Genomic DNA, 24,364 nt, shown 5'->3' on the forward strand with positions numbered 1-24,364 from the left:
ATGAAAAAGATACTTATAGCAGTAGGTTTTTGCTTAAGCTTAGCCTCATACGGACAAAATTTTAGTTACCCTATGGCGAGTCCGCGCCAAGTGATTACACAGCAGTTTTCGGTAAGCCAGATTACAGTAGACTATGGTCGCCCAAGTGTGCGAGGTCGTAAAATATTTGGGGAGTTAGTACCCTTTGGCAAAGTATGGCGATTGGGTGCTAATCAGGCTACTAGTATTTCTTTCTTACAGCCAGTAAAATTTGGAGGAAAGCCTGTAAAAAAAGGTGATTATGCTATCTTTGCAATACCTGAAGCTCACCAATGGACAATTATGCTCAACTACGATGCTAATGCGTGGGGCGCTTATAGCTATGACCCTAATGAAAATGCTATAGAATTTACTGTTCCGGTTACACAAACTAAAGATTTGCAAGAATCACTTGAGTTTTCGTTTGAGACCCTCTCTAATGAGAAGCTCAACTTGGTTATCCGTTGGGAATACACTAAAGTAGAAATACCCATTGAGATAGACAAGAAAGAAACTATTGAAAAAATAGTAGAACAACTGAAAGAAGTAAAGCAATACGAGCGTGATTTAGAGGGTAAAGACACTAAATAATAAAGTTTTTAGGTTATGGAAAGAAAGAAAATAGTTCGCAAATACAGTATTTTTGCTATTCTTATAGCATTTTGGTTCATTTTCAGATACTTTCCTACCTTTACTGAGTGGTTTTATAGTGAAGGGATCTATCCTTTTATCGCAAAACTGCTACATTTAGCCTTTGGATGGGTGCCCTTTTCTATGGGTGATGTGCTTTATACACTTTTCTTTGTGAGTATCATTATTGGTAGTATAAAGCATTTTAGCAAACTATGGAAAAAACCGCTTTGGGCTCTTGATAAAGTAGCGAGCAAGGTCATTCGTATTGCATTGTCTTTCTTTATCTTATGGGGATTCAACTACTTTAGAATGCCCTTATCAGAACGACTTGGCATCAGTACTACTTACACTGAAGCTCAGCTGTATAAGGCTACTGAGGAAGCTATAGTTCGTGCCAATGCATTGCACCAACAATTAGCCCTCAATGATAGTACTAAGGTAACGTTACCTTTCACCCACGATGAAATTTACCGTATCGCTCACGAAGCTTATCCTCTAGAAAAAAATGGTATTACCGATTTTCACGCTATCAAGAGTGTGAAACCATCATTATACAGCAAGTTACTTACTTATATGGGCTACAGTGGCTACCTAAATCCTTTTACTAACGAGGCACAAGTAAACCGCAAAATGGTAGGTTATGCTATCCCTGTGACAGCTTGCCACGAGGTAGCCCACCAAATGGGTTATGCTGCTGAAGAAGAAGCTAATTATTTAGGATATTTGGCAGCTAAGAAGATAGAAAATCCTTATTTCAGATATAGTGCCGCTCTTTTTGCTTTGCGTTATCTACTATCAGAAGTTGCAAAAGTTTCTCCTGAAAAATACGACAATTATTACGCGCAAGTACGCAAAGGCATTTTGGAAAATTACAAAGAAGTACGCCTTTTCTGGCAACAATACAAAAATAAAGCTGAACCTGTATTCAAGTCCAGCTATGATATTTTTCTGAAAGCCAACAAACAAAGTGCCGGCATTGATAGCTACGATTTAGTAGTGGGGCTTATCATTAATGATAAATAACAAACTACAAGAATTTGTTAAGCTCCATTAGTAGTTCTTTACTATCTCTAAAGCCCTCTCCACGCCAAATAAGACTAAAGTTATTGAAGATAATAACTGTAGGCAAAGTGCTTATTTTTAATGCTTTACTAAGTTCCTTATTCCTATTTATCTCTACTTTTACTACCTTTACGCGATCTTTGAGTGCAGCTGATACTTCGCGCAATTCGCTGTCCATACGCAATGAGTTTTCTATCCCTTCAGAGTAAAAACAAATAAGTACAGGGGTATTCACATTGATGATATCTCCAAATTTTTCCATTTTCTTTTTAGTAATAATAATCGCACAAATGTACAACTATTTTTTGAAATACAAACTTTTTTGCTGAAAATTAGCATTTTGCCGATTATTTAGCTATTTATTAGTTATTTTTTAATTGCTAATTATTAATAGTTTTGTACCTTTGCCCTTGCTATGATACGAAAAATATTTTCTTTTATTTATTCTACTAAGCTGATGGCAGTGCTTTTTATAGGTTATGCTATCGCTATGGCTGCAGGCACTTTCATAGAAAATAGCTACGATATGGAAGCAGCACGTATTTGGGTGTATAACACTTGGTGGTTTGAAGTTATTACACTGCTTTTTGTCATCAATTTTATAGGAAATATCAAGCGTTTTCAGTTGTTAAAAAAACAAAATTGGGCAGTGCTTGTACTCCATTTAGCATGGATTTTTATCATCATAGGGGCTGGAATTACCCGTTATATTAGCGATGAAGGTACTCTATCATTACGCGAAGGTGAAACTACTGACTCTTATTTGTCAGACCGCACTTATATCACAGCAATGGTAGATGGTATATTTGAAGGACAACCGCTGCGAAAAAAGCAACAAAAGGAAGTGCTCTTCTCAATACACACGCAAAATCATTACCGCTGGGCTTCTGACTTCAAAGGGAAACCTTTTGAGATAAAATACATTAGTTTTTCAGCACCAACCCAAGGAATGAATGCCCTAACCCTGGAAATATCATCAGGAAATGAGCGGCAACAAGTAACTGTTATGGGGCGCAAAGGAATGGTACATCCGCCTGTAACAGTAAAGCTCAACCAATTGGACTTTCATCTAAGCTATGGGAGTATCTATGTGGCGATGCCTTTTAGTATTAAGCTAAACGACTTTATAGCTGAGAAATACCCAGGTACTGAAAATAGTTATTCGTCTTTCAAAAGCAAAGTAACTGTAAGCAGCAAAGATGAGACCTTTGCTGAAGATATTTATATGAACCACATACTCAACTACAAGGGTTATCGCCTATTTCAATCGTCATTTCACCCAGATGAAAAAGGTACTATCTTATCAGTAAATCACGATTTCTGGGGTACACTTGTTACTTATACGGGCTATATACTACTTTTTGGAGGACTATTAGCTTTTATGTGGGTAGGAAAATCAAGGTTTAAAAGACTCAATCAACAGTTGCGCACTCTTCAGCAAAAACGTAGTCTCGCAGTATTGCTCCTATTGTTATATGCTGCAGTAGCCTCTGCACAAAATGAGTTACCGGTACCCGACAAGGCACACGCAGCCAAATTTGGAACTTTGCTTATTCAAGATGATGGGAGGTTTAAGCCTATCAACACTTTTTCGTCTGAACTGCTCAGAAAATTGAGCAAACACGACACTTACAAAGGGATGAATGCCGACCAAGCACTGCTTTCTATGTTGCTAAGCCCACAGGCGTGGATGCAAGAAGAGATTATATATGTAAAAAAAGCCAATGATAGTCTGCATCGCTTTCTGAATGTAGCAGAAGGGCGCAAATGGATTCAACCAAATAACCTATTTGATGCTAAAGGGCAATATAAACTCGCCCCCTTACTAAACGACATATATAGCACCAATAACCCTAACCAATTTCAGAAAGATTTCAAAGAAGTAGATCAACGTATTAGCTTACTAAACAGAGCATTATATGGTGATATTTTTAAAATATTCCCCCTACCCCACTCTGATAACCACCGTTGGATTTCGGAGTTAGACTATGTACGCGACACTCTTTTGATAAGTGACACACAGTACAAACAATTTGTAAAAAATGCACTGCCTGCTTATCTTATCTTAGTACGCGAAGGTATAAACACTGGTGACTATAGCCGTGCTGAAAAAGTATTAGACAACATACATTTGCAGCAAGAACTTTATTCAGCAAAGGTATTGCCTTCGCCTACAAAAGTGGCAGTAGAACTATGGTATAATAAGATAAACATCTTTGAGCAGCTTTTTCAAGGCTATTTATATGTAGGTACACTGCTCTTTATAGTGTTATTACTACAGATTTTCATTCAGCATCGCATTTTCAATCTATTTACTAAAATAGGTATTTTCATCTTGTGGATTTTCTTCATCGCACACACACTGGGACTGATAGCCCGCTGGTACATATCGGGGCACGCCCCTTTCAGCGATGCTTATGAGAGTATGATATATGTAGGGTGGTCAGCTATGGGGGCTGGTTTAGTATTCACAAGACGATCGCCCTTAACAGTAGCCGCTACTGCTTTTGTAACTTCTATGATTCTGATGATTGCCCATTGGAATTGGATGGATCCTGCCATCGGTACCCTACAGCCTGTACTAAATAGTTATTGGCTGATGCTACACGTAGCAATAATAGTGGGCAGCTATGGTCCTTTTACACTGGGTATGATATTGGGTATCATCAATTTAGGACTGATGATAATAACTACTCGAAAGAATGCCGCCAAACTCAAAGCTATACAAGAAGAACTAACCATAGTAAATGAACTATCACTAACCGTAGGATTGGTAATGCTAACCATTGGCAATTTTTTAGGTGCAATGTGGGCAAATGAGAGCTGGGGACGCTACTGGGGGTGGGATCCTAAAGAAACATGGGCACTTATCAGCATAATGATATATGGTTTAGTGATTCACCTACGGTTAATACCAAAAATGCAACACCGTTGGGTATTTAACTTTGCCAGTGTAATAGCTTACTTCAGTATACTGATGACCTATTTTGGGGTGAATTTTTACCTCAGCGGCATGCATAGTTATGCTTCGGGCGAACAAATCATTACCCCTGACTTTGTATATTATGCTATAGGAGGGGTATGTCTGTTAGGAGGTATTTCGGCTTGGAGAGCAAAGCTAATTTGCTAAATTGCCAATTGTTTTTTACCTTTGCGGCAAATTTTAATTTTTTATGAATCTACATTTTGACATAGTGGAGATAGTCTCTGCTACTATGGTACTATTTGCGGTAATTGATATTATCGGGAGTGTACCTATTATCATCAATCTACGTAAGAAAGCAGGACGCATACAATCCGAAAAAACCGCTATTGTGGCAGGCGTCTTATTAGTACTTTTCTTATTTATAGGCAAGCAATTGCTGAATCTATTTGGTGTAACGGTTGAAGCCTTTGCTGTTGCGGGGTCTTTCATTCTGTTTTTCTTAGCTTTAGAAATGATTTTAGGTATTACTTTATACAAAGGTACTACCCCTGAATCTGCCTCTATTATTCCTCTTGCTTTCCCTATAGTAGCGGGGGCTGGCTCTCTTACTACAGTATTGTCACTCAGAGCTAAATACGAAGTTGAAAATATCATTATGGCTATTATTATCAACATTATCATCGTGTATTTAGTTCTTAGATCATCAGAACGAATAGAGAAGTATTTGGGCAAACAGGGTACTACTGTTGTTCACAACTTCTTTGGAGTGATACTATTAGCCATAGCTGTCAATCTGTTTACTACCAATATCAAAACAATGTTATTTACTACTGAAACACCCATACATAACGAGCAAAAAACAACAACACCCAACGCTGACCCTAATGACAACAAACAAACTCATAATGAGTACTTTTATAACCCTAATATCTAAAACAAAATGTTAAATAAAGAAGATAATTTTTTCCTCTTAGCAGGTCCTTGTGCCATAGAAGGAGAGGAAATGGCTATGAAAATAGCTGAACGCATTGTTACTATCACTCATAAACTGAATATTCCTTACACTTTCAAAGGAAGTTTTAAAAAAGCTAACAGAAGTAGGATTGATTCATTTACCGGCATAGGTGATGAGAAAGCACTAAAAATATTGCAAAAAGTAGGACAAACTTTCGGTGTGCCTACTGTTACCGACATTCACCAAGTAAGTGATGCTGCCCTTGCTGCCGAATATGTAGATGTACTGCAGATACCGGCTTTCTTAGTACGCCAAACTGACTTAGTAGTAGCGGCTGCTGAAACAGGCAAGGTAGTAAACCTAAAAAAAGGACAGTTTATGAGTCCTGAAAGTATGCAGTTTGCGGTACAAAAGGTTTTCGATAGTGGCAACAAAAAAGCCCTCATCACCGATAGAGGTACAATGTTTGGTTACCAAGACCTAATTGTTGATTTTAGGGGTATCCCTACGATGCGGCAGTTTGCCCCTGTAATAATGGATGTAACTCACTCTTTACAACAGCCTAACCAGCAGACAGGAGTAACAGGAGGCAGACCTGATATGATTGAAACTATAGCTCGAGCTGCTATTGTAAACAATGCTGATGGACTATTTATAGAAACCCATTTCGACCCTGCTAATGCTCTAAGCGATGGGGCTAATATGCTACACCTTGACCTACTTGAAGGACTTTTAACGCGATTGGTTGCCATTCGCAAAACTATCAACGAATTCTAATGAATTATTCTAACGCGCTCTCTAACCCTATTTTCTCTCTAATAAGTACTATTTCCAGCCAAATGGCATTGGAAAGCTATGTAATTGGTGGCTTTGTTCGCGATTTTTTACTGCAAAAAAAATTGCCTAAAGATATTGACATCGTCTCCATCGGCAGTGGTATTTCATTAGCTGAAAAAGTAGCTGAGCAATTGCCTAATAGCCCCAAAGTATCGGTGTTTAAGAACTTTGGTACCGCTATGATAAAAGCAGATGGTTTAGACATTGAGTTTGTAGGGGCAAGACGCGAAAGCTATGAGTCTAATTCGCGCAAACCTTATGTAGAGAGTGGCACACTACAAGACGACCAAAATAGGCGTGACTTTACCATTAACGCTATGGCTTTCTCGCTCAACAAAGATACTTTTGGCGAGTTGATAGATCCGTTTGATGGTTTAGGCGACTTAGAAAGAAAGCTCATTCGTACTCCTTTAGACCCTGATATTACCTACTCAGACGACCCTCTTCGTATGATGCGTGCTATCAGATTTGCTACACAACTAAACTTTCAGATAGAAGATACTTCACTTAATGCTATTAGCAAAAACAAAGAGCGACTACAAATCATCTCTAACGAGCGCATAGTAGATGAACTGCATAAGATATTATTAGCTGCTAAACCCTCTATCGGACTAAAACTCTTATACGAAACCGAATTATTGCACTATATACTGCCTGAACTTATTGCCCTACAAGGAGTACAAGAGCAAGACGGACAAAGGCATAAGGATAACTTTTGGCATACTTTGGAAGTGGTAGACAATATAGCAGAACATACCGATAACTTATGGTTGCGCTGGGCTGCACTACTACACGACATAGGCAAAGCTCCTACCAAACGCTTTGACAAGAAAATTGGCTGGACATTTCACGGACACGAATTCGTAGGCAGTAAGATGGTATACCACCTTTTCAAAAGACTACGTATGCCACTGAATGACAAAATGAAGTACGTGCAGAAAATAGTAAAGATGAGTTCACGCCCTATTGTTATTGCTGAAGACATCGTTACTGACTCAGCTGTAAGGCGTTTAGTATTTGATGCAGGAGAAGAATTTGAAGACCTAATGACACTCTGCGAAGCCGACATCACTACTAAAAACCCTAAAAAGTTTAAAAAATATCACGATAATTTTCAGATAGTGCGTCAAAAAGTAGTAGAAGTAGAAGAAAAAGATCATATTCGCAACTTCCAACCTCCTATCTCTGGAGAAGAAATAATGCAAACTTTTGGATTACCCCCTTCACAACCAGTAGGCGTTCTAAAAGAAGCTATCAAAGAAGCCATATTAGAAGGAAAAATACCTAATGAATACCAAGCTGCTAAGGCTTTTATGATGGAAAAAGCTAAAAATATGAAATTAATAATGGCGAATGATTAATCATTCGCCATTATTCTTACATATCTTATATAGCCTTTACCATTTATCTTTGTGTTAAGATTTTCTGTTTTAAGCTCTACTTCAGCATCCTGAGTATAATATTTATTATCTTCTACTGCTGTTTCAAAGCGTATTTTATAACCTTTATTCAGCTTACTATCTTCTATGGTAATCACTCTTACTGCACGCTCTCCCCCACTAATTGTAGCTCCTGTGATACCATCAATAGTTTGCCGCTTGCCATAAAACTTCCACCACTCAGTTAGTTCACTATACCACTCAGGGTCATCACCAAGCACCTGTAAGGTCTGTTCGTATTTCCCTTGAGGGTTTATCAGCGAGGCTACAATATAAGCCCCATCTCCTTTATAATTAGTAAGTTGTATTAAGCATTTGTATTTTTTAGACGTTGTCTGTTGTACAAATGACGCTGTAAGCAAAGCCACTACAGCTACTAAAGCAGTTATTAAGTATTTCTTTTTCATCTAAATTACTATTTTAAAATTTCAACATTTATTCCTTTAAGGGCTTCGTTTTCTTTAGCTAATTCATATACTGTCTCACCTAAATCAGTAAGAACGTTTTTGTCTGCCCCTTTACTAAGTAAAAAGTTTATCACTTCCACATTCTTAGCTATCATAACAGCTTTTTGCAACGGAGAAAGCCCCTCATTATTCTTCTTATTTATATCGAGTGGATAAGCACTCAATTTTTCTAAAAATTCTAATTTACCTCTTTTTACAGCTGTGTGATAAAGCGTATTACCCTCGTTATCAACCATCTGTATATCAGCCCCTTTGCTTATCAGTAAGTCTACCATAGGCAAACTATTATTTTCAAAAGCCAATTGCAGAGCCGTATACCCTTCTTTGCTTCGAGCGTTAATATTATTCGCAGCATTAAGCAAGAGGGCTGCGATTTCAGGGGTATTGAGGGCAGCTGCATTCATAAGAGGCGTTCTACCCTCATTATTAGCTTGAGCTGGGTCATTACCTTTCTCCAAAAGATAAGAGAGTACCTCTGTATCGCGATTTTTACCTGCCACTATATAAAGTGGTGTTATACCATCACTATTCACCTGATTAGGTTTTACCCCCAATTGTTCTAAATATTCAAAGAAATCACGTTTATTAGCAGTACGTCTAAAACCTCTGGCAGCTCCAAAAAACGCATTTTCACCCTTCTTATTTACATTTTTAAGGTTTATTTTCTTCTTTATCAGAGCTTCTATTATACTTTTATTGCCCATTGTAGCAGCATAATAGATAGCATTATTCCCATTTGTGTCTGTAGAAGTGAGTTTCAGTCCTTTTTTAATGAAATAATCAGCCTGTTTGAGGTCTTTTAGGTGAGGAATGAGCATCAACAAGAGGTTGGCACCATCAGAATTGGTTTCTTTTAGGTTCGCTCCACTTTTCAGCAGTAATTCATAAAGCTCCTTATCTGTCTGTCCCCCTACGGCAGCAAAAAGTATAGGAGTATACTGACGAGAGTCACGACGATTTATATCAGCACCCTTACTGATAAGGTATTTCATCACAGGCTGATTATTCTGAAAAGCAGCCCAGTGCAGGTAAGTACGCTTATCGTGAGTGATTTTATTTATACCATTCCCTTCTAAATCAATAAGATAAGTAATAGTTTCATAAGGAGCAGCATTAAGTATGGCCATAGAAGTAGCATCAAAAGCACGAGCGTTAAAAGCTGTCGGACTATTGCCTTCAGCTATAGCTTGTTGCACTTGTGCTACCGAAGGCTTCTGCTTCCAATACGCCTCGGTCAGCAAGACATTCGTCTGTGCCCTCATAGTAAGCCCCATAAGCACAAGGCATCCTATAAAAAGTTCTCTCATAAAAATCGTTATTTAGAATTAATCGCGGCAAAGATACAAATTAATAACAAATAATAAATATCCTTCGACAATTTATTTTCCCTTTACTTCAGATATACCTACACCGAACGATGAGCGAACAATGAGCGAAGGATAAGCGAAGAAAAACTGAACTCTACCATTTAATAAAAAACTATAACTTTTTGCTTGTTACGTATAAAATTACTACTTTTGCAGCCTCAATATTATTTTACCGTTAATCGAAAATATATGACTTCACAAGAAATAAGACAGCAATTCCTAAAATTCTTTGAGAGCAAAGGACATACCATCGTTCCTTCTGCTCCTATGGTTATTAAAAACGACCCTACCCTGATGTTCACTAACGCAGGTATGAACCAGTTTAAAGAGTTTTTCCTCGGCAATGCTAAACCCAAACAAACACGTGTGGTAGATACTCAAAAGTGTTTACGTGTATCAGGTAAGCACAACGACCTCGAAGAGGTAGGGCGCGATACCTATCACCATACGATGTTCGAGATGCTCGGCAACTGGTCTTTTGGCGACTACTTCAAAAAAGAAGCCATTAGCTGGGCGTGGGAACTGCTCACTGAAGTATATAAAATACCAAAAGAACACCTATACGTAACGGTATTTGAAGGTAGTGAGGAAGAGGGCGTGCCTTTCGACCAAGAAGCCTACGACATATGGAAAGAACGTATCGCTGAAGACCACATTTTACTCGGAAATAAGAAAGATAACTTCTGGGAAATGGGCGATCAAGGTCCTTGTGGCCCTTGTACCGAGATACACGTAGATATTCGTTCTGACGAAGAAAAGGCCAAAATAGCAGGGCGCGACTTGGTCAATAATGACCACCCTCAAGTGATTGAGATTTGGAACAACGTATTTATGGAGTTCAACCGCAAAGCCGATGGCAGCCTCGAAAAACTCCCTTCTAAAAACGTGGATACAGGTATGGGCTTCGAGCGCCTCTGTATGGTATTGCAGAAAAAGCAATCTAACTACGACACCGATGTATTTACTCCGCTAATTCAAAAAGTAGAAGAGATAACCAAAAGCAAATACTATAGCGGCAGCAATGTAAGTGCCGAACAAGAGCAGATAAATATTGCCATTCGCGTGATTTCAGACCATATTAGGGCGGTGGCTTTTGCCATAGCCGACGGACAGCTGCCTTCTAATAACGGAGCTGGTTATGTAATACGCCGTATTTTGCGTCGTGCTATCCGCTATGGTTTCACTTTCTTAAACCAAAAAGAACCTTTTATCTATAAGCTGGTAGAAACGCTCACCAAACAGATGGGCAGCACTTTCCCCGAATTAGAAAAGCAGGCATTTATCATTATGAATGTGATAAAAGAAGAGGAAAACTCTTTCTTGCGCACGCTCGAACAAGGATTGCTAATGCTCGATGTGATGATACAAAACACTACTAATAAGCAGTTGTCAGGTAGCAAAGCTTTCGAGTTATACGACACTTACGGTTTCCCTAAAGATTTAACCGCTCTTATCCTCTCTGAAAAAGGATTGACTTTAGACGAGGCAGGCTTTGAAGAGAACCTACAAAAGCAAAAAGAGCGTTCACGTGCAGCTGCCCAAGTAAAAGCAGGCGACTGGGTTGTCCTTCGCGATGACGAAGAAGAAGAGTTTATCGGCTACGATACCTTAGAGGCTGTAGTACGCCTTGTGAAATACCGCAAAGTGGAGAGCCAAAAAGACGGCACTCACTACCAATTGGTGTTCAACACTACGCCTTTCTATGCTGAAGGGGGCGGACAAGTAGGCGACAAAGGTACGCTACAGTCGGCTAATGGCGAGTTGGTATACATATTAGACACTAAAAAGGAGAACAACCTTATCATACACATAGCAGAGCACTTGCCCGAAAACCTAACCGACCCATTTAAAGCGGAAGTACATCCGTTGTCGCGTCAGTTGGCGGAGGCTAACCACAGTGCTACCCACCTATTGCACCAAGCCTTGCGCGAGGTATTGGGTACGCACGTAGAGCAAAAAGGGTCTCGCGTATCGCCAGAAACCCTTCGTTTCGACTTCTCTCACTTTGCTAAAATGACTGATGAAGAATTAAGAGAAGTAGAACGCATAGTAAACAGACGTATTTGGGAAAAGATACCATTACAAGAACACCGCAATATACCTATACAACAAGCGATAGAAGCGGGGGCTATGGCGCTATTTGGCGAAAAATATGGCGACCACGTGCGAATGATACAATTCGGCGACAGTAGAGAGCTTTGTGGAGGTACTCACGTAAAAAATACTGGTGATATATGGTTCTTCAAAATCCTTTCAGAAGGAGCCGTTGCAGCTGGTATCCGTAGGATAGAAGCTATCACTTCTGGAGGGGCTATGAAGTACTTTGCAGAGCAAGAAAAGTTAGTCGATAATATCAAATCTACCCTCAAAAACGCACAAGACCCTATCAAAGCTATTGTACACCTACAAGAAGAGAATGCCCAACTGCAAAAAGAGTTAGAGCTACTGAAGAAAGAGCAAGCTAAGAATCTAAAAGTATCTTTGAAAAACGAATTTGCTACTATCAATGGGGTGCAATGCCTTATCAAACAACTCGATTTAGATACTGCTACCCTCAAAGACCTCGCTTTTCAGTTAGGCAATGAGGTAGAAAATCCGTTTATCTTATTCGGTTCAGCATACGAAGGCAAAGCCTTATTATTGTGCTATATCGGCAAAGAGCTTGCCCAAACCAAAGGGTTAGATGCCGGCAAAATAGTAAGAGAATTAGGCAAATACATACACGGCGGCGGCGGCGGACAGCCTTTCTTTGCTACAGCAGGCGGTAAAAACCCCGAAGGCATAGCCGAAGCCCTCGAAAAAGCACAGACGCTCGTTAGGGGGTAGTCGTTAGAACAAATTCACTAATGGGTAAATTTGCTAATTAATAATTATTTTGTACCTTTGCACAAAATCATTTAATAATGAAAGAGACAGATATCATCATCATAGGGGCAGGCCCCACAGGACTTTTTGCGGTTTTCGAGGCAGGATTGCTGCGCTTGAAGTGTCACCTTATTGACACCCTACCCCAAGTAGGCGGACAGCTGACAGAGCTGTACCCCAAGAAGCCTATTTTCGACATCCCTGGTTACCCTAGCGTGGGGGCTCTTGAGTTGGTAGACAACCTAATGGAGCAAATTAAGCAGTATCAGCCTGAATTTACCTTAGGCGAAACCGCTATGACCCTGACTAAAAATGATGATGGCACTTTCATTGTTACTACCGATGCTGGTACGCAAGTTAAAGGGAAGGCTGTAGCTATTGCTGGCGGATTAGGTACTTTCGAGCCTCGTAAGCCTGAGCTTGAAAATATAGCGCAATACGAGGGCAAAGGGGTAGCTTATTTTGTAAAGAACCCCGAAAGTTATGCGGGCAAACACATAGTAATAGCAGGGGGTGGCGACTCTGCTCTCGATTGGAGTATCTATTTAGCCGAAAAAGTAAATACGGCCTCAGTTACCTTAGTGCATAGGCGCAATGAGTTCAGAGGGGCTTTAGATTCGGTTGAAAAGGTAAAAGTCCTAAAAGCTGCGGGCAAAATCAATCTCAAAACGCCTTACGAAGTGGTAGGGCTTGTAGGAGAAAACCAATTAGAAAAGGTAGTTTTAGAGCAAGAGGGGGGCAATAAAGAAGAACTTATTGCTGATGCTTTTATACCTCTTTTCGGGCTTACCCCTAAATTAGGCCCTATAGCTACTTGGGGGGTTGAGATAGAAAAGAATGCAGTAAAAGTGAATAATGCTTTAGATTATCAAACTTGCATAGAGGGGGTATACGCTATAGGCGACGTAAATACTTACCCTGGCAAGCTAAAACTTATACTTTGTGGCTTTCACGAAGCTACCCTAATGTGCCAAAGTGTGTATAACCGCATCTATCCCAACAAAAAGTATGTACTCAAATACACTACAGTAGTGGGTATTGATGGCTTCGACGGCACTCGCAAAGAGGCTGAAAAAGCGGTAATAAAATCGATTGATTAATTTTCTAAATTCAAAGAGACTACTAAAAATAAAAATAAAAATGAAGAGTATAAATGTACTATTAGCAAGTATCTTTTTAGCATTTTCTGCTTCGCTACAAGCACAAATAGACACCCTTAGCAGCAAAACACTGCTAATGAAAGGGAAAATAAAAAAAGTAGAAGACTTCTCTTTTTTATTAGAACCCGACCCTAAAGGCGAAAAGAAATTCGATGATAAGAACTACAATGTTTTTCCCTATGCCGAAGAGTGGGGACTTGAAAAAGACGCAACAAAATCTTCTAAAACTAATATAGCCTATATCTTCGATAATTCGGGCAAGAATTTAGAGATAATAACTTACAATGCTGAAGACCAGCCTTTTGGTGGGATGCGTTTTTTCTATGACAAAAACGGACATATTAACAGAAGTCAATCAGTATTTACAACTGGTGATGGCGAGTTTACGGTAGACCGCAAATATTTTTACAATGAGAAAAATCAGTTAGTAAAAATAGACGAGTATGACGGCGATACTTGGCTCATTACTATCACCTATAAGTATGACGATTGGGGCAACTGTATAGAGAAAAACAAAGTGGCGAGCGTATCTGCTTTAGAAAAAGACATTCAGCGCTACGAAGAGAAAAACCTCATTTTAGAGAAGAAAATACGCCCCGAATACACGCGCGAAAAATCGTATACCTATAACAATATAAACAAAGTAGCAGCTACTGAAGATAAAGTATTAGAGAAAAACGTATTCTTAAAAACACAAAACGAATACGATAAAGAGGGACGACTCTCTAAAGCTACTTTCTTAAACGAAGCTAAACAAGAAACCGTTTGTACGTATAAATACAACAAAGCGGGGCGACTTATACAGAGCATTTGCACGGCTAATGACGACCCTAACTTCTATGTAGAAACAAATTATATGTTTAACAAGTCGGGCGAAACGCAAGTGGTAAAGACTCGTACCTCTGTCGCTTCAACCAAAGTATTCGACGAGCACAACCTGCTAACGGCCTATACTACTCCCGAATTCGATTATAAATACCGTTATTCATTCGACAAAATGGGCAATTGGACGCAAGTGCTAATGTACGAAAACGGCAAACCTATCTGTGCACGTATCCGCAAAATAGAATATTTCAAATAATGACTGATATACATCTAAAAATAACCGACAGAGAGGGGCTTCTATACGAAATAGAAGCCCCTACTGATATGAATATGTCCTTAATGGAGGTAATGCGCGCCTACGAGATTGCCCAAGACGGCGAGATAGGCGTATGTGGGGGTATGGCTATGTGTGCCTCTTGTCAGTGCTATGTGCAGAATGAAGAGGCGGTAACGCTCCCCGAAATGGGGGAAGAAGAACAAGCGATGCTTTCTGAAGCTTTCCACGTAAAACCCAACAGCCGATTGGGTTGTCAAATACCTATAACCCCAGAACTTGATGGGCTCGAAGTGATATTAGCGCCTTTCAGTTAAAAAAATATGTACTTTCATTTGCATTTCACAATTTAATTCTATACTTTTGCGTCTGTTTAATGTTAATTCACCAAATGATGTTAAAAAGAAATCTATTCTTATGGCTATTCGCATTAGCCGTATCGTTCGGTGCTCAGGCTCAAAATTATGAGTGGAAAGAAGCACAAAGTGGTGGTTACAAATACAAATATGTAACCCACGACCCTACTAATTCAAGGTTCTACACCTTGAAAAACGGACTGACCGTCATTCTCAGTCCTACGAATAAAGAACCGCGCATACAGTGCTACGTAGCTGTTAAAGCAGGTAGCAAAACCGACCCTTCTACTAATACAGGGTTAGCGCACTACTTAGAGCACTTGCTCTTTAAGGGTACTGACAAGTACGGTTCATTAGACTGGGAAAAAGAGAAAGTACAGTTAGATAAGATTGATGCGTTGTACGAAGAATACAATCACACCAAAGATGCTGAAAAGCGCAAAGCTATCTACAAAAAAATCGACTCTGTATCAGGGGTAGCTAGCAAATACGCTATCGCTAATGAGTACGACAAGATGATGACTGCTATGGGCGCACAAGGTACTAATGCATTTACCTCGTTTGAAAAAACAGTGTATACTGACGATGTGCCTGCTAATGCCTTAAACAAATACATCACCGTGCAAGCAGAGCGTTTCCGCAATCCTGTATTGCGTATTTTCCACACTGAGCTCGAAGCCGTGTATGAAGAGAAAAACCGTTCGTTAGACAGCGATAACAGCGAGGTATTCGAAACTCTTTTTGCTTCATTGTTTAAAAAGCACAACTACGGTTTGCAAACTACTATTGGTACAGTAGAACACCTCAAAAACCCTTCGCTTAAGGAAATTCGCAAATACTTCCACACTTATTACGTGCCTAACAATATGGCAGTAGTACTTTCAGGAGATTTCAATCCAGACGAAGCGATTGCTGAAATTGATAAGGCTTTCAGTTATATGACACCAAAAGCTGTACCTCAGTACACTTTCGAGAAAGAAGAGCCTATCTCTGCTCCTATTATCAAGAAAGTAGTAGGCCCTGATGCTGAAAATGTTTCTATAGCTTTCCGCTTACCTGGTAATCAAGATAAAGATGCCCTATTAGCTGACTTAGTGGGTGAAATTCTTACCAATGGCAAAGCTGGTCTTATAGACTTAAACCTTGTAAAAAAACAAAAACTACTTGGTGCAAGTGCTGGTGCTTATACCCTTATAGACTATGGTATGCTATACCTATCAGGCCGTCCTTTACAAGGACAATCATTAGAGCAAGTGAAAGACCTAATACTCGGAGAGATTGAAAACCTTAAAAAAGGAAACTTTGATGATGATTTAATTCCTTCTATCATCAACAATATGAAAAAGTACGTTATACAAGGTACTGAGTCTTATGCTAACCGTGCTAATATGCTAATGGAGGCTTTCACTGACAACTTAGACTGGAAAGACCGTGTAGCTTATGTAAACAGCCTTTCTAAAATAACTAAGGCCGACATCGTAGCTTTTGCTAACAAATACTTAGGCAATAATTATGTGGTTATCTACAAAGAAAAAGGACAACGCACCAATGTAGAGAAGATAGAAAAACCTGCTATCACGCCAGTTGAAACTAATGCTGACAAACAATCAGCTTTTGTGAAAATGGTGAACGAAATGCCAAGTACCCCAGTAAAACCTGTTTTCTTAGACTACAGCAAAGACCTACAAAAAGGTAAATTAGGCAAGGCAGAAGTACTATACGTGCAAAACAAAGATAACGAGCTATACCGCTTAAGTTTCCGTTATAAAATAGGTACCCTAAACGATTTGAAATTAGCCATAGCTGCTAATTACAGTCAGTTTTTAGGTACTGATAAAAAGTCAGCAGAACAACTCAGCAAAGAGTTATACAAAATAGCTTCTAGCTTTAATATCTCAGCCAGTGGAGAGTATACTACTGTCAATATCGAAGGGCTACAAGAGAACTTTGAGGCAGCAGTAAAACTTTACGAAGACTTTATCGCTAATATAAAAGTAGATGAAGAAGCGTTGAAAGCGTTAAAAACACGTGTAGCTAAAACACGTATAGACTCTAAAGCCAACAGAGGGGCTATTATGCAAGCCTTAACAAACTATGCTTTGTACGGAGCTAAAAACCCTTATAACTACACTTTCTCTGATGCCGAAATCGAAGCTATTACAGGAAAAGAGTTGGTTGAGAAACTTAAAAAGCTAAACAATGTAGAGCAAACTGTTATCTATTATGGTCCTTTAAGTTTAAATCAGCTTACTGCTAAGCTAAAACCACTTCATAAGGTGCCTGCTAAATTTGCTCAAGTAGCTCCTAAAAAAGAGTTTAAACAAGTAGAGCAAACTAAGAATCAAGTATTCTTTGCTGATTATGAAATGGTACAAGCTGAAACCCGTTGGATTCGCAATACCGTTCCTTATAACCCTGCTGAAAGCACTGTTATTAAAGCCTTTAATAACTATTTTGGGGGCGGAATGGGCTCTTTAGTATTCCAAACTATACGCGAAAGTAAAGCCTTAGCTTACAGCACTTATGGCTATTACGCAACTCCTAGTAAGAAAACTGATAAGTACTATACACTTGCTTATGTAGGTTCTCAAGCCGACAAGTTTAAAGAAGCCGTTGAAGCTATGAATGAACTGCTCAATACTATGCCTGAGTTACCTGCTAACTTAGAATTAGCTAAACAGCAAATCAAGCAAGAAATAGAAACAGAACGTATCACACAAGACGGTATCATCTATTACTATTTACACGACCAACGTATGGGCTTAAAAGAAGACATACGCAAACAGATATACCAAAATATAGATAATATCACAATGAAAGACATAAAGGCTTTCCACGATAAATATCTATCAAACAAACCATATACGTATGTAATATTAGCTTCAGAAAAGAAACTTTCTGAAGATGAGCTTAAGAAAATTGGTGATTTCAAAAAGCTTAGCTTAAAAGAGCTATTTGGATACTAAATCATAAGCAAATAACACTTAAAGAGAGGTCGCCTCAGATTGTTCTGAGGCGACCTCTCTTAGTTTTAGTACCATTAACAATATAGTTGGTAATTAGTATTTTTTTACTATCTTTGCGGCGGTTTTTATCAATTATCAATAATAATCGATAGTTAAATATAAATTGTAATGAAAAAATCTTTTTTAGATTATACAATTATCAGCCTGAAAGGAATAGCTATGGGGGCAGCAGATGTAGTGCCAGGGGTATCAGGGGGTACTATCGCCTTTATATCGGGCATCTATGAAGAGTTAGTAGACTCTATCAGTCGTATCAATTTAAAAGCCTTTAAAATGCTATTTAGCGAAGGTATAGTAGCTTTCTGGCGACATATCAATGGCAACTTTTTCGTATCCTTATTATTGGGGATAGGTATCAGTATCTTATCGTTAGCTAAGCTCATCAAATGGCTGTTAGAGCAGTACCCCATAATGGTATGGGCATTTTTCTTAGGACTGATGATTGCTAGTGTATTCTTCTTAGTTAAAGAAATAAAGCGCTGGAATCTGGCTGCTATACTAACGATGCTCCTTTCAGGGGTGGCAGCCTATATCATCACTGTTATTCCTCCTTTAGTAAGCAGCAGCGACCAGAGTTTGCTATTTTTGTTTTTGTGTGGGGCTATCGCTATCTGCGCGATGATACTCCCCGGCATTTCCGGAGCTTTTATATTAGTACTTTTAGGCGCCTATCATACTATATTAGACGCACTGAGCAGCTGGAAACTAAAAATAATTTTCACCTTTGCCTTAGGGGCAATCACTGGTATTCTAAGTTTTTCAAGAGCCTTAAAATGGCTTTTCGCTACCTACAGAAACCTTACCTTTGCAGGGCTTACCGGTTTTATCATCGGGTCGCTAAACAAAGTGTGGCCTTGGAAACAACCCCTACTAAAAGACGCGGTAAACAACAGCGTGATATGGGAAAAAAGCATCAGCCCGTGTCAGTTTGCAGAAATTACCCATACCAATCCACAGATATTAGCGGCAATAGGGTTGGCTATAGCTGGATTTTTGGTTATCTACTTGATTGAGAAGTGGGCAAATCGTATAAAACACTAATAAAATGTCAGCATTAGCAAGAGGCAACAAAAAACTACTCAATGCGTGGGCGTTTTACGACTGGGCAAACTCAGTGTATTCGCTAACCATTGTTTCAACTATATTCCCTATTTTTTACGGGTTATTGTTTAAAACAGCGCAACTAACTCATATTTCGCTCTTTGGCATCTTATTCAAAAGCACTTCTGTAATTGCTTTCGTTACCGCCTTAGCCTTTTTGTTAGTAGTACTCCTCTCCCCTATTCTGAGTGGTATAGCCGATTTTTTAGGCAATAAAAAGAGTTTTATGCGCTTTTTTTGCTACTTAGGAGCAATTTCGTGTATTGGGCTCTATTGGTTTTCGTTAGAGCATATCTACTTTGGGCTGATTTGCTACTTTTGTGGGGTAGTAGGCTTCTGGGGAAGTATCGTGTTCTACAACTCTTATTTGCCTGATATTGCCCTACCAGAGCAGTATGATGCGGTCAGTGCCAAAGGTTATAGTTTAGGCTATGCTGGCAGTGTATTACTACTGATTTTGAACCTTATAATGGTGATGAAACCCGAATGGATAGGCTTTGAAAACGCTGATACTACTGCACTAACCACTATGCGCATTTCATTTATCACTGTAGGAATTTGGTGGATAGGCTTCAGTAGCATTCCTTTCAGATACCTACCTAACTATCATAGTGGTAGAGGAAAGCTGACAAAAAATATCCTCTTCAACGGTTTTAAAGAACTCCGAAAAGTATGGCAAAGCCTAAAGGCAACCCCCTCGCTAAAATGGTATCTCATTGCTTTTTTCGTATACAGTATGGGGGTACAAACCGTGATGCTTATTGCTACCTATTTCGGAGAACAAGAAATACAATGGGGTAGTAGAAATGAGAGTACTATAGGGCTGATAGTCAGTGTACTTATCATTCAATTAGTAGCTATCATAGGGGCGCGTTTAACAGTGACAGCTGTGCAAAAATTTGGTAACATTAGGGTACTGATTGGGCTAAATGCTATTTGGGTAAGCATCTGCCTATTGTCTTACTTTGTATTTAAACCCGTACAGTTTTATGCCTTAGCTACCTTAGTAGGGTTGGTAATGGGCGGTATACAGAGTCTTTCGCGCTCTACTTATTCAGCTTATCTACCAGATACTAAAGACACTACCTCTTTTTTCAGCTTCTATGATGTAACCGAAAAATTAGGTATCGTAATCGGGATGGGTATTTATGGTATTATAGACCAGCTAACGAATAATATGCGAAACGCTACTATTTCGTTAGTTATTTTCTTTGCATTAGGAATGCTTCTCCTTTTCAAAGTAAAAAGTAAAAAATAAATCAGAGGAAAAAAATATATAATTTGATATTGAAATGTTAAAATTCAGGTTTTTTCTTGAGAAATACGGGTTTGCCGTATCCTCCCGGTTAGCAGAGAAATTAGGGATGCGTGCAAAAGATGTACGAATAGCCTTTATCTACGGTACTTTCGCTACCTTGGGGGCGTGGTTTGGTGTTTATTTATTATTAGCTTCTTTACTGAAAATCAAAGACTTATTATACACTAAAAGAACTTCAGTTTTTGATTTATAAAAAAATTAATAGGGGTATAGCATTGTTATACCCATTATTTTTTGTATCTTTGCCTCTTAAAAATAACAACTATTATGATAGATCCTAATAAACTGTCGGTTGGCATATTGCTCCCTATAGAATCATACGAAGGAGCTATTCCTAAAATGGAAAATCAAACACAACTCATACAGCGTGCAGAAGCCTTAGGTTTTGATACGGTATGGGTGCGCGATATTCCGCTAAACAATCCAGATTTTAAAGAAGTAGGGCAAATATTTGACCCTTGGATATACTTATCGCATATAGCATCGCTCACCAAAAGCATCAAATTTGGTATTGCAAGTGTTATTTTGCCACTGCGCCACCCTTTGCACGTGGCTAAAGCCTCAGCAAGCCTCGATGTACTTTTCCCTAACCGTTTTGTGATGGGGGTAGCCTCTGGAGACCGTCCTGTAGAATACCCTGCATTCAACAAACCTTTTGAGTTAAGAAGTGCACGTGTGTCAGAGCATATGCGTATGCTTAGAGAGTTGTGGAGCAAAGATTTTCCTACTTATAACAACGATTACGGAACCCTAATGGCTAATGTAGGCGATGTAGTACCTAAGCCCGTACACAAAAATATACCAATGTATGTCACAGGGCACGTTGGAGGGGTAAACCTCGATTGGATTGCTAAAAACTCTGACGGATGGATTTACTATCCTCGCGACTTCGCTTTCACCAAAAAAATAGTACAAGATTGGGAAGAGGCTCTACAAAAAGAGGGACAACCTAAAAAACCTTATATACAACCTGTATATATAGACCTAATGGAAGATCCTAATTTCGAACCCCAAAAGATAGATTTAGGCTTCCGATTAGGGCGTACTTACCTAATAGATATGTTCCAAGAACTCGAAAAAATAGGAGTAAACCACACTATGCTAGTGTTCAAGTATTGTTCACGCCCAGCAGGAGAAGTACTCGAAGAGATAGGAAAAGACATTTTGCCACAACTTAAATAACAGCTTATTATGACCATTACTCAATTTCAATATGTTTTGGCAGTTGCCAAATACAAGAACTTTACTACTGCTGCCGAAAACAGTTATGTAACACAACCAACTTTAAGTATGCAAATACAGAAGTTGGAAGAAGAATTGGGGGTCACCATTTTTGACAGAAGCAAAAAACCACTACAGATAACAGAAATAGGAGAGCAAATCATCAAACAGGCGCAGACAATAGTAAACGAGTCTGAGCGAATGAATGATATTGTTGCCCAGCAGAAAGGATATATAGGGGGCGAATTTAGAGTGGGGATAATTCCTACTGTATCGCCTACCCTATTACCGATGTTTTTAAACAACTTTATAAATAAATATCCTAAGGTATGTTTAAAAATTGAAGAGCAAACTACTGAAAATATCTTGAAAAAAATAGGCGATGGTACTTATGATGCAGGCATACTCGCTACTCCTTTAGCCAATCCTTCTATCATAGAGCGCCCGCTGTACTACGAGCCTTTTGTAGCTTATATACCTGTAAATCACAGGCTTCAGAACTCTAAAACCATCTATACTGGCGATTTAGATGTCAATGATATTTTGATGTTAGAAGACGGGCATTGCTTCAAAGATAGTGTGCTAAACATCTGTAACCAAGATGTGATTGAATCGCGAAAACATTTTCAGCTAAAAAGTGGTAGTTTTGAGACGTTAGTACGCTTAGCTAACGAAGGTTTAGGTATGACACTACTCCCCTATCTGCATTCGTTAGAACTCAAAGAAAAAGAAAAAGAATGTATTCATTATTTTGAAGAACCTTATCCTGCGAGAGAGATAAGTTTGGTATATCATAAAAATGAACTTAAAATGCAAATAATCAAATCATTGCATAGTACTATTTCAGGAGTTATCAGAGGAGCTATTGCTTTCCAAAATGTAAAAATTATCAGTCCTACGCGAGAAAGGCACAAGATTTGATAGTATAGAGAAATCAAAAAGAAAAATTTAATTATTGTTTTTAAAATAAGTATTATAATGAAAAATATATCAGTAGCCTTATTTTTACTATTTATTTCATTTGCTTCTTGCAGTTTTACAAGCAAGAAGTTCGATAATCCTGACAAGGATAAAGATAGAGTACTGCTTGAAATAGTAGAACACGTAATGATTAACGCGCATTTTAGTCCTGTAGATATGGACGATGCTTTCTCTAAGAAAGTATTTGAGAGTTATATAAAAAGCTTAGACGGACAAAAACGCTATTTTTTGCAATCAGACATTAATGAATTCAAAAAATATGAAACCCTTTTAGATGATAATCTTAAAAAGGGAGATATTAGTTTCTTCAACCTATCATACGAGCGACTCAAACAGCGTATGAAAGAAGCTGAAGAGATAAATAAAACCATCTTTGCAAAGCCTATCGACTTTAACTCAAATGATAAAATCAACACGGATTATGAGCATTTGCCTTTTGTAAAAAATAAAGCCGAGCTACAGCAACGTTGGAAACAAATTATCATTTTTTCAACTCTTTCTACTTACTTAACTAAACAAAAAGAAGAGGCTTCTAAAAAGGAAAAAGACGCTAAATATCAATCTAAAGGAGATGATGTCCTCAAAAAAGAATCAGTAGAAGCTACACAAAAAACTCTTTCGGATATGTTTGGTATCTATAACGAGCTAACACGCGAAGAATGGTTTAGTCTTTTTGTAAACGCTATCACTGAAACTTTTGACCCTCACTCTAACTATATGGCTCCCGATGTAAAAGAAGGATTTGACCGAGATATGTCGGGTAAATTTGAAGGGATAGGAGCTCAACTACAAAAGAAGACGGATGGTATCAGCATCACTGACGTAATTTTAGGTGGCCCTGTATGGAAAGGGAAACTTTTAGAAGTAGGCGATATGATACTAAAAGTAGGACAAGGAACTCAAGAGCCTGTAGATGTAGTAGGTATGCGCTTAGATGACGCTGTAAAGCTCATAAAAGGCCCTAAAGGCACTGAAGTACGCCTAACTGTAAAACGTGTAGACGGTACTATAGAAGTAGTACCTATCATCAGAGATGTGGTAGAGATTGAAGAAACTTATGCTAAATCGGTAGTAATACTCTCTAACGGAAAACGTTACGGACTTATCTACTTACCTAAATTTTACATTAACTTTGAAGATACTAACCAGCGCAATGCTGCTACCGATGTAGCCCTTGAGATTGAAAAACTGAAGAAAGAAAACATTGATGGTCTTATCGTCGACCTTAGAAGTAACGGAGGGGGCTCACTAAAAACAGTTGTAGATATAGGAGGATTTTTCATTCCAAAAGGGCCTATAGTACAAGTAAAATCGTCAAGAGGTAGCAGAGATGTCCTTTCAGATAACGACCCTAAAACCCAGTGGGATGGCTCTCTTGTTATCCTTACTAATGAACTATCAGCTTCAGCTTCAGAGATTTTAGCGGCTGCTATGCAAGACTACAAGCGTGCTATCATCATAGGAGGTAAGCAAACTTTTGGTAAAGGTACTGTACAAAGTTTCGTAGATCTAAACGGATTCTTGCGCCAAAAT

At 38.8% G+C, this 24,364-nt stretch carries 19 protein-coding genes and 1 pseudogene; 17 read left to right on the plus strand and 3 right to left on the minus strand.

Going from position 1 to position 24,364, the window contains the following annotated elements:
* Positions 1–609: a DUF2911 domain-containing protein gene (locus HMPREF9074_RS04585; RefSeq protein ID WP_009388997.1), complete on the plus strand. Its 609-nt coding sequence runs from the start codon at positions 1–3 to the stop codon at positions 607–609.
* 15 nt (positions 610–624) lie between these two features.
* Complete coding sequence (locus HMPREF9074_RS04590; protein ID WP_009388995.1) at positions 625–1,674, plus strand: DUF3810 domain-containing protein; 1,050 nt, start codon at positions 625–627, stop codon at positions 1,672–1,674.
* A 4-nt stretch (positions 1,675–1,678) separates the two neighbouring features.
* Here HMPREF9074_RS04590 and HMPREF9074_RS04595 read toward each other — a convergent pair whose 3' ends face one another.
* Positions 1,679–1,975 (minus strand): thioredoxin family protein, encoded by a 297-nt coding sequence (locus tag HMPREF9074_RS04595; protein ID WP_009388993.1) that lies wholly within the window; start codon positions 1,973–1,975, stop codon positions 1,679–1,681.
* A gap of 153 nt (positions 1,976–2,128) precedes the next feature.
* Between HMPREF9074_RS04595 and ccsA the strand changes: the two genes are divergently transcribed.
* From ccsA to HMPREF9074_RS04615, 4 genes and pseudogenes are all read left to right on the plus strand, one after another.
* Positions 2,129–4,843 carry a cytochrome c biogenesis protein CcsA gene (gene ccsA / locus HMPREF9074_RS04600; RefSeq protein ID WP_009388991.1) on the plus strand — a complete coding sequence of 905 codons (2,715 nt, stop codon included), beginning with the start codon at positions 2,129–2,131 and terminating at the stop codon, positions 4,841–4,843.
* 43 nt (positions 4,844–4,886) lie between these two features.
* Positions 4,887–5,465, plus strand: a pseudogene (locus tag HMPREF9074_RS04605) (MarC family protein); the annotation flags it as partial.
* A gap of 114 nt (positions 5,466–5,579) precedes the next feature.
* Positions 5,580–6,371, plus strand: coding sequence for a 3-deoxy-8-phosphooctulonate synthase (gene kdsA, locus HMPREF9074_RS04610; RefSeq protein WP_009388988.1), 792 nt, complete (start codon positions 5,580–5,582; stop codon positions 6,369–6,371).
* A complete protein-coding gene (locus HMPREF9074_RS04615; RefSeq protein WP_009388985.1) occupies positions 6,371–7,792 on the plus strand; it encodes a CCA tRNA nucleotidyltransferase in 1,422 nt (473 codons plus the stop codon). The genes kdsA and HMPREF9074_RS04615 overlap by 1 nt, the downstream gene beginning before the upstream one ends.
* On the opposite strand, the gene HMPREF9074_RS04620 is transcribed toward HMPREF9074_RS04615, so the two are convergent.
* Positions 7,789–8,277 (minus strand): DUF2271 domain-containing protein, encoded by a 489-nt coding sequence (locus HMPREF9074_RS04620; RefSeq protein WP_009388984.1) that lies wholly within the window; start codon positions 8,275–8,277, stop codon positions 7,789–7,791. The genes HMPREF9074_RS04615 and HMPREF9074_RS04620 overlap by 4 nt on opposite strands.
* Before the next feature lie 8 nt (positions 8,278–8,285).
* The gene (locus tag HMPREF9074_RS04625) at positions 8,286–9,644 is read right to left on the minus strand and encodes an ankyrin repeat domain-containing protein (RefSeq protein WP_009388983.1); all 1,359 of its coding nucleotides are present in this window, start codon (positions 9,642–9,644) and stop codon (positions 8,286–8,288) included.
* Between the two features lie 249 nt (positions 9,645–9,893).
* Here HMPREF9074_RS04625 and alaS point away from each other — a divergent pair, with 249 nt between their 5' ends.
* From alaS to HMPREF9074_RS04680, 11 genes are all read left to right on the plus strand, one after another.
* Positions 9,894–12,530 carry an alanine--tRNA ligase gene (gene alaS, locus HMPREF9074_RS04630; RefSeq protein ID WP_009388981.1) on the plus strand — a complete coding sequence of 879 codons (2,637 nt, stop codon included), beginning with the start codon at positions 9,894–9,896 and terminating at the stop codon, positions 12,528–12,530.
* A gap of 77 nt (positions 12,531–12,607) precedes the next feature.
* Positions 12,608–13,669: an NAD(P)/FAD-dependent oxidoreductase gene (locus tag HMPREF9074_RS04635; protein ID WP_009388979.1), complete on the plus strand. Its 1,062-nt coding sequence runs from the start codon at positions 12,608–12,610 to the stop codon at positions 13,667–13,669.
* A gap of 40 nt (positions 13,670–13,709) precedes the next feature.
* Positions 13,710–14,810, plus strand: coding sequence for a hypothetical protein (locus HMPREF9074_RS04640; RefSeq protein WP_034539818.1), 1,101 nt, complete (start codon positions 13,710–13,712; stop codon positions 14,808–14,810).
* Positions 14,810–15,145: a 2Fe-2S iron-sulfur cluster-binding family protein gene (locus tag HMPREF9074_RS04645; RefSeq protein ID WP_009388971.1), complete on the plus strand. Its 336-nt coding sequence runs from the start codon at positions 14,810–14,812 to the stop codon at positions 15,143–15,145. Before HMPREF9074_RS04640 ends, HMPREF9074_RS04645 begins: the two co-directional genes overlap by 1 nt.
* A gap of 77 nt (positions 15,146–15,222) precedes the next feature.
* Entirely contained in the window at positions 15,223–18,150 is a 2,928-nt protein-coding gene (locus tag HMPREF9074_RS04650) for a M16 family metallopeptidase (RefSeq protein WP_034539820.1), read from the plus strand.
* 168 nt (positions 18,151–18,318) lie between these two features.
* Positions 18,319–19,251 carry a DUF368 domain-containing protein gene (locus HMPREF9074_RS04655; RefSeq protein WP_009388968.1) on the plus strand — a complete coding sequence of 311 codons (933 nt, stop codon included), beginning with the start codon at positions 18,319–18,321 and terminating at the stop codon, positions 19,249–19,251.
* Between the two features lie 4 nt (positions 19,252–19,255).
* The gene (locus HMPREF9074_RS04660; protein ID WP_009388967.1) at positions 19,256–20,569 is read left to right on the plus strand and encodes an MFS transporter; all 1,314 of its coding nucleotides are present in this window, start codon (positions 19,256–19,258) and stop codon (positions 20,567–20,569) included.
* A gap of 34 nt (positions 20,570–20,603) precedes the next feature.
* Positions 20,604–20,822: a hypothetical protein gene (locus HMPREF9074_RS04665; protein ID WP_009388966.1), complete on the plus strand. Its 219-nt coding sequence runs from the start codon at positions 20,604–20,606 to the stop codon at positions 20,820–20,822.
* Between the two features lie 74 nt (positions 20,823–20,896).
* The gene (locus tag HMPREF9074_RS04670) at positions 20,897–21,811 is read left to right on the plus strand and encodes an LLM class oxidoreductase (protein WP_009388965.1); all 915 of its coding nucleotides are present in this window, start codon (positions 20,897–20,899) and stop codon (positions 21,809–21,811) included.
* Positions 21,812–21,820: 9 nt separating this feature from the next.
* Positions 21,821–22,771: a hydrogen peroxide-inducible genes activator gene (locus tag HMPREF9074_RS04675; protein ID WP_009388964.1), complete on the plus strand. Its 951-nt coding sequence runs from the start codon at positions 21,821–21,823 to the stop codon at positions 22,769–22,771.
* Positions 22,772–22,828: 57 nt separating this feature from the next.
* A partial coding sequence (locus HMPREF9074_RS04680) for a S41 family peptidase (RefSeq protein ID WP_034539823.1) occupies positions 22,829–24,364 on the plus strand: 1,536 nt, incomplete at its 3' end.

This window comes from Capnocytophaga sp. oral taxon 329 str. F0087, assembly GCF_000213295.2.
In the GTDB taxonomy this organism is placed as follows: Bacteria; Bacteroidota; Bacteroidia; order Flavobacteriales; family Flavobacteriaceae; genus Capnocytophaga; species Capnocytophaga leadbetteri_A.

Excerpts from the sequence above, each read along its gene's own strand:
- HMPREF9074_RS04665 (WP_009388966.1), top strand. The coding sequence starts at position 20,604 with ATGTTAAAATTCAGGTTTTTTCTTGAGAAATACGGGTTTGCCGTATCC.
- kdsA (WP_009388988.1), top strand. The coding sequence starts at position 5,580 with ATGTTAAATAAAGAAGATAATTTTTTCCTCTTAGCAGGTCCTTGTGCC.
- HMPREF9074_RS04585 (WP_009388997.1), top strand. The coding sequence starts at position 1 with ATGAAAAAGATACTTATAGCAGTAGGTTTTTGCTTAAGCTTAGCCTCA.
- HMPREF9074_RS04650 (WP_034539820.1), top strand. The coding sequence starts at position 15,223 with ATGTTAAAAAGAAATCTATTCTTATGGCTATTCGCATTAGCCGTATCG.
- alaS (WP_009388981.1), top strand. The coding sequence starts at position 9,894 with ATGACTTCACAAGAAATAAGACAGCAATTCCTAAAATTCTTTGAGAGC.
- HMPREF9074_RS04660 (WP_009388967.1), top strand. The coding sequence starts at position 19,256 with ATGTCAGCATTAGCAAGAGGCAACAAAAAACTACTCAATGCGTGGGCG.
- ccsA (WP_009388991.1), top strand. The coding sequence starts at position 2,129 with ATGATACGAAAAATATTTTCTTTTATTTATTCTACTAAGCTGATGGCA.
- HMPREF9074_RS04645 (WP_009388971.1), top strand. The coding sequence starts at position 14,810 with ATGACTGATATACATCTAAAAATAACCGACAGAGAGGGGCTTCTATAC.
- HMPREF9074_RS04615 (WP_009388985.1), top strand. The coding sequence starts at position 6,371 with ATGAATTATTCTAACGCGCTCTCTAACCCTATTTTCTCTCTAATAAGT.
- HMPREF9074_RS04640 (WP_034539818.1), top strand. The coding sequence starts at position 13,710 with ATGAAGAGTATAAATGTACTATTAGCAAGTATCTTTTTAGCATTTTCT.
- HMPREF9074_RS04595 (WP_009388993.1), bottom strand. The coding sequence starts at position 1,975 with ATGGAAAAATTTGGAGATATCATCAATGTGAATACCCCTGTACTTATT.
- HMPREF9074_RS04655 (WP_009388968.1), top strand. The coding sequence starts at position 18,319 with ATGAAAAAATCTTTTTTAGATTATACAATTATCAGCCTGAAAGGAATA.
- HMPREF9074_RS04675 (WP_009388964.1), top strand. The coding sequence starts at position 21,821 with ATGACCATTACTCAATTTCAATATGTTTTGGCAGTTGCCAAATACAAG.
- HMPREF9074_RS04625 (WP_009388983.1), bottom strand. The coding sequence starts at position 9,644 with ATGAGAGAACTTTTTATAGGATGCCTTGTGCTTATGGGGCTTACTATG.
- HMPREF9074_RS04620 (WP_009388984.1), bottom strand. The coding sequence starts at position 8,277 with ATGAAAAAGAAATACTTAATAACTGCTTTAGTAGCTGTAGTGGCTTTG.
- HMPREF9074_RS04670 (WP_009388965.1), top strand. The coding sequence starts at position 20,897 with ATGATAGATCCTAATAAACTGTCGGTTGGCATATTGCTCCCTATAGAA.
- HMPREF9074_RS04635 (WP_009388979.1), top strand. The coding sequence starts at position 12,608 with ATGAAAGAGACAGATATCATCATCATAGGGGCAGGCCCCACAGGACTT.
- HMPREF9074_RS04590 (WP_009388995.1), top strand. The coding sequence starts at position 625 with ATGGAAAGAAAGAAAATAGTTCGCAAATACAGTATTTTTGCTATTCTT.